This is a genomic window from Streptomyces kunmingensis (assembly GCF_039533535.1).
Classification (GTDB): domain Bacteria; phylum Actinomycetota; class Actinomycetes; order Streptomycetales; family Streptomycetaceae; genus Streptomyces; species Streptomyces kunmingensis.
This window is the reverse complement of record NZ_BAAATS010000035.1, coordinates 8,675-13,947: the sequence shown is the minus strand read 5'-3', so window position 1 is coordinate 13,947 and position 5,273 is coordinate 8,675. Positions and strand designations below refer to the sequence as shown.

Annotated in this window: 5 protein-coding genes; 2 read left to right on the top strand and 3 right to left on the bottom strand. The window is 71.9% G+C overall.

Translation table 11 applies throughout. The features are described from left to right. A partial coding sequence (locus ABD366_RS36595) for a hypothetical protein (protein ID WP_344443212.1) occupies window positions 1–358 on the bottom strand: 358 nt, incomplete at its 3' end. Between the two features lie 356 nt (window positions 359–714). Between ABD366_RS36595 and ABD366_RS43675 the strand changes: the two genes are divergently transcribed. Continuing rightward, complete coding sequence (locus ABD366_RS43675; RefSeq protein WP_425577017.1) at window positions 715–2,145, top strand: TIGR03619 family F420-dependent LLM class oxidoreductase; 1,431 nt, start codon at window positions 715–717, stop codon at window positions 2,143–2,145. On the opposite strand, the gene ABD366_RS36580 is transcribed toward ABD366_RS43675, so the two are convergent. Together ABD366_RS36580 and ABD366_RS36575 are read right to left on the bottom strand one after the other, a co-directional pair. Further along, the gene (locus tag ABD366_RS36580; protein ID WP_324769706.1) at window positions 2,117–2,836 is read right to left on the bottom strand and encodes a TetR/AcrR family transcriptional regulator; all 720 of its coding nucleotides are present in this window, start codon (window positions 2,834–2,836) and stop codon (window positions 2,117–2,119) included. The genes ABD366_RS43675 and ABD366_RS36580 overlap by 29 nt on opposite strands. 103 nt (window positions 2,837–2,939) lie before the next feature. Further along, window positions 2,940–3,758 (bottom strand): oxidoreductase, encoded by an 819-nt coding sequence (locus tag ABD366_RS36575; RefSeq protein ID WP_324769705.1) that lies wholly within the window; start codon window positions 3,756–3,758, stop codon window positions 2,940–2,942. 255 nt (window positions 3,759–4,013) lie between these two features. Between ABD366_RS36575 and ABD366_RS36570 the strand changes: the two genes are divergently transcribed. Next, window positions 4,014–5,246 (top strand): cytochrome P450 family protein, encoded by a 1,233-nt coding sequence (locus tag ABD366_RS36570; RefSeq protein WP_324769703.1) that lies wholly within the window; start codon window positions 4,014–4,016, stop codon window positions 5,244–5,246. The last annotated feature ends 27 nt before the right edge of the window (window positions 5,247–5,273 follow it).

Here is a 5,273-nt window from a genome sequence, read left to right as displayed (position 1 = left end):
CGATCCTGCTCCCCCGGCTCCAGAGCGTCACGGATTGCCGGTTCTGACACAGCTTCTCAGGCGGGGCTTCTCCGCCGGACGGCCCCGACGGGAGAGCCTCCGTGTACAACTGACGGATGCTGACGGCGGCTCCGGCTTCGAGGCGGCGGAACACCCACTCTATGGGGTCACACTCCCGCGCACCGGGCAGTCGCACCGTCAGGGGGACACCTCGGGCGGCTCCAGGTGTGTGCTGCCAGGCCCCGCCGGCATACCGGGTCAGGATCTCGCCCACATAACAGCCGAAGGCCACCAGCGACTCGGCCATCTCCACACCCGTGGCACCGTCGGTGCGGAACCCGTCGACGATGCCCTCCACCACGACGATGCTGGCCGGACTGTAGTCCAGGCTCACATTTGAGACCGGGGACGAGCAGGCTCAGGTCAGAGAGCGCGCCGGTGTCTGCGGCGTAGTGGCTGATCCGGGTGGACAGGGCGAGTCGTCGAAATCGGTGCGCAGGCGCGCCATGAGAAGGGTCACCCGACCGAGCTCGTCGTCGGTCCAGTCGCCCGGACGAGCGGCGAGCAGCTCGGGCAGTGTTTCTTGGTTGCGACACACAGTTTTATACGTGTGTACTCGATGTGGGTTTCTCGGCGTGCGCACACGTATAGTCGTTTGCGTTGTACACGCGGTTCGCCGGTGTGGTCGCCGGCGGCAGACTCCGAGGACGAGACATGCTGCTGGGCCTGGCCCTTCCCACCTTCGGCACCGACGCGCACGCGGAGGGCATCGGCACCATGAGCCGGACCGCGGAGGAGTTGGGGTACGACTCCCTGTGGACGGGCGACCGGGTCCTGGCCCCCCGCTCGCCCAGCGCCCCGTACCCGAGCGGCGACGGAGTGATGCCGCGGGCCTACGAGAACCACATGGACCCGCTGACGAGCCTCGCCTTCGCCGCGGCGAGCACCACCCGGGTGCGGCTTGGCACCAGCACGCTCAACGGCCTGTGGCACGCGCCGCTGATGCTGGCCAGGGCGCTGACCACGCTCGACGTCCTGAGCAGGGGACGCCTCGACGTCGGCCTGGGCCAGGGCTGGATGCCCGACGAGTACACGGCGGTGGGCGTGCCGTGGGAAGGCCGGGGTGCCCGGCTCGAGGAGACACTCGACGTCCTGGAGTCGTACTGGACGAAGGACGAGTTCGCGCACCGGGGGCCGCTGTTCACCGTGCCCGGGACCGTCGTGGGGCTGAAGCCGGAGCAGCGGTCCGGGCCGCCCGTCCTGCTCGCCGCGTTCAGCCCGGCCGGTCTGCGCCGCGTCGCCCGGCGGGCCGCGGGCTGGCTGCCGGTGGCCATGCCGCTGGTCCCGCTGATGGGCATGTGGCGGACCGTCACCGAGGAGGCGCTGAAGGCGGGCCGTGACCCGGACGCACTGCGCATGGCGCTGCGGGTCAACCCCACCCTCACGGACGTACCGACCGACCCGGAGAAGGTCCCGGGTGCGGGCACGCTCGACCAGTACGTCGACTACGCGCGCTGCCGCCGAGGCGGGCGTCCACGAACTCTTCATCGACTTCGGGCAGTCGCCCGGCACCCTGGACGCACGCCTCGACATGGCGGGGCGCTTCCTCGAGGGCGTACGGAAAGGCTGACGGAAAGGCTCGGGCAGGTGCAGTGCCGGGGACAGGTTCTCGACGGCTTCCCAGATCCAGTCGCGCAGAGCATGTGTGTCGAGTACGTGCTCGGGGGTGGTCAGTACCGGCGGCAACGCACCTCGGCCCGGGGCTCGCTGCGGCTCGCCGCGCGCAGCACCGTGCGGCTGCCGTTGCGCACCACCGCCCGCAGCCAGGCGCCGACGGCGGCGGGGTCGCGGACGTCGCCGCGACGGCGCAGGGCGACCAGCGCGGCGTCCTGCATCACGTCGTCCACGTCGGGGCCGAAACCGAGCAGACTCAGGGCGACCGCCCGCATGGACGTCGAGGACTCTGGTCGTCCCGGAGAACAGCGGCCACCTCGGCCACATCGAGGAACCGGAGCGCTTCCGCGACGCGGTCCTCGCCTTCGTGCACGACACCGGCGCGGCCTGACCCGGCACAGGGGCGGGCCCGTCAGCGGCGGAAGCGGCCTTCAGCGCGCCCTCACGTCCTCACCGTCAGCAGTCCGGTGACCGTGAGGTGCAGGGTGCGCCCCAGGTGGGCGGCGAAGTCGACCTTCGTGTCGGCGAGTCCGGGGGCGCGCTGGGCCTCGGCGACGGCGTCGGAGGGGTGGGCGAAGGGCCAGAGCCCGCCGGTGTACACGACGGTCATGGAGACCAGTTCGCGGGCCGCGGCCGGGGACAGCTCCGGGAGGTGGCGTCGCAGCAGATCGGCCAGCTCACCCAGCAGCCGGACGTGGGCGAGCTTGAACTCGCGGACGGCCTCGGCGGAGATGTTCCGCTCCAGTTCCGAGCCGAGCGCGCTGAACAGGCCGCACAGCAGCGGCCGTTCGGCCAGGGAACGGGCCAGGGTGTGCGTCACTGCTTCGGGAGCGGCGGGTCCGGCCGGTCCGGCGGGCTCGGTGGGTCCCGTGGGTTCGGCGGATCCGGTGGCCGTCGGATCGAGGTCGGCGGACAGTTCTTCGATCCACCGCGCCAGCATCCGGTTGAGCAGTTCGAAGAAGACCGCTTCCCGGGTCTCGAAGTAGCGCACGACGTTGGTCTTCGACAGGCCGACCCGGCGGCTGAGCTCCCGCAGACTGATCTCGCCGACCGGCATCTCGCCCAGGAGCTGTGTCGCGGCGTCGAGAATGGCCTGCTTGCGCATCTCGCGCTGCTCGGCGCTGCGCGCACGCTGAAAGGCAATCGGCCGCTCGTCCGTCATCGTCGCTTCCCAGGAGAACTGTCCGCGGCCCGGGTCCGGCGCCGCCCCCGGCAACCCTAAGCCCCCCTCGCCCCCGCGTCCCCGCGTCCCCGTACGGCAGGTGTCATACGGATTCGCTGACGGCACGCCATGCGGCGTCCTCGGCGGCGAGCCGCTCGGCCATGCTCCCGGCGGCGGCGACGGCGTCCTTGCCCAGGAGCAGGCGCAGGGGCGGCCGGTCGGTCTCGGTGAGGTCGAGCAGGACCCGGGCGATGCGGGCCGGGTCGCCGGGCTGCCGGCCGTGCGCGCCGCGGATCCCTCCGACGGCGCCCCCGACAACAGCTTCGTAGGGGGCGCTGACCGGCGGGGTGGCCATGGAGGAGCCGGCCCACTCGGTGCGCATGCCGCCGGGTTCGACGACGGTGACCTTGATGCCGAGGGGCGCGACTTCCTGGGCGAGTACCTCGGAGAAGCCGCCGACCGCCCACTTGGCCGCCTGGTAGGCGCCCAGGCCCGGGACGCCGACGCGGCCGCCGACGGAGGAGACCTGGATGATGTGCCCGCTGCCCTGCTCGCGCAGGACCGGGAGGGCGGCCCGGGACACGTTGACGACGCCGAAGAGGTTGGCTTCGATCTGGTCGCGGAAGGCCTGGTCGGACATGTCCTCGATGGCGGCCATGTCGGCGTAGCCGGCGTTGTTGACGACCACGTCCAGGCGGCCGTACGTGTCCACGGCGGTCCGTACGGCGCGCCGTGCCGCCTCGGTGTCGGTCACGTCCAGGGTGACCAGCCGGACCTGGTCCCCGTACTTCTCGGCGAGGTCGTTCAGCGCCTCGGTGCGTCGTGCGGTGGCGACGAGGTTGTCGCCCGCCTCCAGGACGGCCTCGGCGAGGGCGCGTCCCAGTCCGCGGGAGCTTCCGGTGATCAGCCAGGTCTTGCTCATGCCGTTTTCCCCAATTCCTGTTGTCGTGGCGGTGGTTGGCGGGTCGTGGACGCGCGTCCCAACCAGCGCCACCCATAAGAGGCCACTGGACCTTTAGATCTTCGAGCTTAAAGGTCCAGTGGCCTCTTGTCGAGCGGGGCCCTGTGCTGCGCCGCTCTCCGTTGTTCTCCGGCCGCCGCCTGGACCCGTAGCGGAGCCCGCGCGTTGTCACGATGTCGGCGGCCGCATGCCGCTGCGAAAGGGAAGAGTCATCTCATGAGCCCCGATCAGGAATGCCCGTACCGGGACGGCCGTGTGGTCATCGATCCCGCCTTCAAGGCCGATGCCCCTGCCCGCTACGCACGGCTGCGCGGCCTCGGCCCCATTCATCCGGCCGAGTTCCATCTCGGCCTGAAAGGCTGGGTGGTGGTCGGCCACGATCTGGCCCGGGAGGCGCTGGCCCATCCCGCCCTGCTCAAGGACGCCACACCCGCGGCCGAGGCCCTGGCCGCCGCGGGCTACGTCCTGCACAAACCCTCGGTGGGGCTCGGCGCGCAGATGATGGAGGCCGACCCGCCGGAGCACACCCGGCTGCGCCGCCTGGCCTCGGCCGCCTTCACGCCACGCCGTACGGCCGAACTGGCCCCCCGCATCGAGCAGATCGCCCACGGCCTGATCGACGCGCTGCCGCCCGCGGGCGAGGCCGACCTCGTCGAGGCGTTCAACGCCCCGCTGCCGGCCACGGTCATCGCCGAACTCCTCGGCATTCCCGAGGAGCACCACCTGGACTTCCGCCGCTGGTCGGCCCTGGCCCTCCAGGTGGCCTCGCCGGAACACCGTACGGCGCTGGCCGGGCTGCACGGGCTGCTGGCCGCCCTGGTCGCGCAGAAGCGGCGCGCCCCTCAGGACGACCTGCTGTCGGCGCTGATCGCCGTACGCGACGGGGAGGACGGGCGGCTCTCCGAGGAGGAACTGGTGGGCACGGCCCTGATGCTGGTCGTCGCCGGCCACGAGAGCACCGTGAACCTGCTGGGCAACGCCGTACTGTCCCTGCTCCAACACCCCGACCAGCTAAGGCTGTTGCGCGAGCGGCCCGAGCTGATGCCCGGCGCGGTGGAGGAGTTCCTGCGCCACGACACCTCCGTCGAGCGCTCCACCAACCGTTACGCGGCCGAGGACCTCGAGCTGGGCGGGGTGCCGATCCCCCGGGGCGGCATGGTCGTCGTCGCGCTCGGGGCCGCCGGCCGCGACGCCCCGCAGGTCGGCGGCGGTGACCCGGCCGTGCTCGACGTGACCCGTCCGAACGCCCGCCATCTGGCCTTCGGGCACGGCATCCACCACTGCCTGGGGGCTCCGCTGGCGCGCCTGGAGAGCACGATCGCTCTGCGCACCCTGCTCGCCCGCGTCCCCGAGCTCGAACTCGCCGTCCCTGCCGACTCGTTGGAGTGGATCGGCTCCGGCATCATCCGCGGGGTGCTGTCCCTGCCGGTGCGCTACCGCGTCGGCTGACACCCGGCACGACGCACGCGAACGCCC

Coding starts and splice junctions, on each gene's coding strand:
- ABD366_RS43675 (WP_425577017.1), top strand. CDS start 715: ATGCTGCTGGGCCTGGCCCTTCCCACCTTCGGCACCGACGCGCACGCG.
- ABD366_RS36580 (WP_324769706.1), bottom strand. CDS start 2,836: ATGACGGACGAGCGGCCGATTGCCTTTCAGCGTGCGCGCAGCGCCGAG.
- ABD366_RS36575 (WP_324769705.1), bottom strand. CDS start 3,758: ATGAGCAAGACCTGGCTGATCACCGGAAGCTCCCGCGGACTGGGACGC.
- ABD366_RS36570 (WP_324769703.1), top strand. CDS start 4,014: ATGAGCCCCGATCAGGAATGCCCGTACCGGGACGGCCGTGTGGTCATC.